The organism is Streptomyces sp. NPDC058664, from assembly GCF_042716635.1.
Lineage (GTDB): Bacteria > Actinomycetota > Actinomycetes > Streptomycetales > Streptomycetaceae > Streptomyces.
In genome coordinates, this window is the sequence record NZ_JBHXRW010000157.1 from 1 (window position 1) to 3497 (window position 3497).

Consider the following 3497-nt stretch of genomic DNA (forward strand, 5'->3'; position numbering starts at 1 on the left):
TGCTTCTCCTCCTCCGTGAGCGTGACGGGCAGGCCGTAGCGTTCCAGCGCGGCCTCGGTGAGCACGAGCAGCGGGTCGGCGTCCTTGCCCGGCCCCGACAGCTTCGGCTGACCGAGCTTCGCCTCGCGCAGCGTCCAGTCGACCAGGGCCGGGATGGACTTGGCGGGCACGTCCAGGACCAGGCCGCCGGTGCAGTACGCCAGCACCTTGCCCTCGTCGTCGACGTCGACGACCGCCAGCGGTCCGTTGGCGAACCGCGGATCGGCGCCGCCCGCCGGGGTGCCGGCCGGAGCCGCCTTCCGCGCGCCGGGACGGCGCGACGTCGACGACGCCCTGGTGGTGCGCGCCAGACGGCCCGCGGCGACCGGGGTGGCGACGGGGGGCTGGGTGTGCTCGGTTGCCGTCATGGCCGCAGCCACGGACGCCTCCCCCGTGGACACGGGACGGGCTTCCGCCGGCGCAGGCGCGCCGGCGAACGTCTCCGGGACCGGGGCGGTCTCGGCGGACACCGGAGCGGGCTCGACCGTCGAAAACTCGGACGGACCGGAGTCGTCGGCTGGGGCGGGGTAGAGCTGGGCGAGCCCGTCCAGGAGGCGCGCGTACGCGTCACGCTCCGGCGGGCGCGGTTCGGTCTTGCCGGACTCCCAGTTCGTGACCGTGGCCCGGCGCACCTGCAGCGCGGCAGCGACCTCGTCGACCGTCAGGGCATGGGCCTGCCGCAGACGCCTGCGCTCTTCGGGCGGCGGCAGGACGGCGCGAGACGCCAGCAGCGCGTCGACCGCGTCGAACAGCTCGGACATGGAAACACCTCCTGACCTCACCCTACCTAACTGAGCGCACACCCCGCGTACATTGTGCGTACTTCTTGCGTGCGGATCGCGTGCGGTGACGTGTTGCAGATGAAGACGCTCCTACCGCACAGGGCAGGAGCGCAATGTTTGAGGTGGGTCTACTTCTTCTTGTTCTTCGCCTTGAGATAGACAGTGCCGACGACGCGCGGCAGCAGGTCCTTCGGGCCGGAGCGCTAGGTGATGCCGTCCAGGACGCCAGAGATCTCGTCGTACATGCGGGGCTGGCGAAGCACTCACTCGAAGGTGATCCGCCGCCGGGAGCCGGAAGGACCGGCTCCCGCGTCAGCCCGGGAGCGCCGTAGCGCAGCCCCGTTGGTCGTCACACTGCCGGGTGTCCCTTAACCCGCCCGTTGGTCGGCGCCACTCGGTTCAATCCGAGTTCAGCACCATCAGGTCCGCTCCCCAGAACGACGTCGGCGGTTGACCCGCCTGCCGCGTATGCCACTGGTGCGGTGACAGTAACCGGAGAATGGTCACCAGCCGTGACCCAGATGTGCTGAACGACCTGCCGGACCTGCTCAGGGGTGGGTTGACGGTCTCCCGTCGACAACGTGGTGCGCATCTCGGCAACGAACTGTGTAAGGCGAGTCCGGACCTGGTCGACGATGTTCTGCAGCGCATAGGGGGTGACCGCCCAGTACAGGGCGTCGACGACCATGCTGCGGTTGCGGAACTTCTCCGATGCCGACATCAACGTCCGGAGCTCAGCAGAGCCGGGGATGTTGATCGGCACCGTTGTGCCGTGCGGCGTCTGAGCGATCAGGCTCTCCACCTGGGCCACGCCCAGGTAGATGGTTGTTTTCTCCGTGATGTTGCCCCGGGCGGGCTCGGGAAGGTGGAGGGTGCTGATGGTCTCCCCGTGAAGCTGATTGAAGGCGGTGCGCGTATTCGCCTGAATCGGCGCGAAGACGCGGCGGTAGGCAGGGACTTCGTCCGGGACATCCACGTACCCCTGGAGTTCGCGCAGGGCCCACTCTTTCAGGGGTTCGGCAGAGGCATGTCCGCCCATGACGAGGACGAGGCGCAGCAGGTCGGCGAGCGGAGTTGCACTGTCGAGCACGCCTCGCTCCAGCCGGTCCAGGTACTGGAGTCCGCGTCGGCGGGGCCAGATCACTTGACGAGCGCAATGACGCCGGCGACGGCGCCGACGGCACCGGCGATGACTCCCCACTTTGCCCAGCTTCGGTACCAGGGTGTGCTGGGCGCGGGTGCGTTCTGCGTGGTCGGGGGTACTTGAGGTAGCCCGGCGCTGGCGGTGGAGTTGTTGGCGGCGTAGGCGTACGGGGCGTTTACGGTGACCGGGGAGTTGTCTCCGGCGTTCAGGTTGAAGGACTGGCCGGCGGGCGGGTCTTGAGGGGCGAGCATGTGGCCCTGCTGGCTCATGACGTTCATCAGGTCCTTGTACTGGTTGAGCACGGCATCGCGGGCGCGGGAAAGGTCGCGCAGAGTCTGGTAGTAGCGGTCGTGGTCGGTTCGTTTCCATTCTGGTGAGACCTCGGCGTATGTGACCGGCCCGTCCGTGTCTGGGGCGAACATGCCGCCGAGTTCGTCCACGAGGTGCTCGAGGGCACTGATGAAGCCCTGGTGGGCTTCGGCAAGGCTGGGTTCGGTGAAGTCGACGACGTCGCGGCGCAGGGCTTCCAGGGCGTCCTCGGCCCCGTACGCGACTGGAACCGGGACTCGTCGGAGGGGTGATCCCCTGGACAGCCAGGTGAGCCAGGGAACACCTGCTGATATCAACTCGAGAACCCGGCCGACCTTGGCCGGGTCGGGTTGGACCGCAGTCACAAGTACCCCTGCCTCGTCCGGTGCTCGTCTACGCCGTGGGGTCGAGCGGGACGATGCCCGTTGTCGTGTACAGGTCGGGAACCAGCGACAAGACGGTGACTGGCTCGCCCTCACGGGTCGCGTTCCAGGCGATGGCCGCCGCGTGAGCGACGGGCCATTCCACGTGGGGCCAGGCCATGGCGTCGACCGCGTGCCCCGCGGTGAACGCGACGCTCTCGGAGAACCGGAGCCTGGTGGCATGCTGGCCGGCTCCTGCGACCTGGCGCTCGGCGGCGAGCGCGGCCAAGGAAGGCACGAGGATGCGACCGGTGCCGCGGGAGGCTTCGATGTATAGCCCGGTGAAGAACGGGTCCGCCTGGTACAGCGCGGCCAGCGCGGAGTGGTCGAGGACTGCGGTCAGGTTCACGCGGCCCGGCCCTGGTGGGCGCGGATCTTCGCCCAGGCGTCCTGACCAGCCTGCTGGACCTGCTCGGTGAACTCGACGCCGAGTTCGGCTGCGGCCTCGGCAGCGCGCTGCTCGCGCTCGACCGCAGTGAGCTCCTTCGAGGCGAGCTCCTCGATCAGGTCGGTGATCGTCGTACCGCGTTCCTCGGCCAGCATCCGCAGCCGGTCACGGACGGCCTCGCTGGTCTTGATGCTCGTCGGCTTGCTCATACCCGCGATTCTACCGCCGGTAGAACTCTCATGGGAGGGTCACGCACCGCCGCCGTCGCACACCTTCTAAGCGCAATACCGGTGATTTAGCTTCTTTTCAGGGACTGTACGAAGAACGGTGTAACTCCGATCATGGAAGAGTGCGCCTGTGACCAGCGAGAACATAGCCACGGCATCTGAGGTGGGGGCTGCGCCTGCAGCTGT

The 3497-nt window shown here is 68.1% G+C and carries 5 protein-coding genes; all 5 read right to left on the reverse strand.

Annotated features, from left to right (window positions below):
• Positions 1–800 (reverse strand): helix-turn-helix domain-containing protein (locus ACFWUY_RS40900; RefSeq protein ID WP_384121918.1); only part of this gene is annotated, 800 nt, incomplete at its 3' end.
• A 370-nt stretch (positions 801–1170) separates the two neighbouring features.
• The gene (locus ACFWUY_RS40905; RefSeq protein WP_384121920.1) at positions 1171–2022 is read right to left on the reverse strand and encodes a hypothetical protein; all 852 of its coding nucleotides are present in this window, start codon (positions 2020–2022) and stop codon (positions 1171–1173) included.
• The gene (locus ACFWUY_RS40910) at positions 1962–2639 is read right to left on the reverse strand and encodes a hypothetical protein (RefSeq protein ID WP_384121923.1); all 678 of its coding nucleotides are present in this window, start codon (positions 2637–2639) and stop codon (positions 1962–1964) included. The genes ACFWUY_RS40905 and ACFWUY_RS40910 overlap by 61 nt, the downstream gene beginning before the upstream one ends.
• A gap of 28 nt (positions 2640–2667) precedes the next feature.
• Entirely contained in the window at positions 2668–3045 is a 378-nt protein-coding gene (locus ACFWUY_RS40915) for a hypothetical protein (protein WP_384121925.1), read from the reverse strand.
• Positions 3042–3293, reverse strand: coding sequence for a hypothetical protein (locus tag ACFWUY_RS40920; protein WP_384121927.1), 252 nt, complete (start codon positions 3291–3293; stop codon positions 3042–3044). The genes ACFWUY_RS40915 and ACFWUY_RS40920 overlap by 4 nt, the downstream gene beginning before the upstream one ends.
• Between the last annotated feature and the right edge of the window lie 204 nt (positions 3294–3497).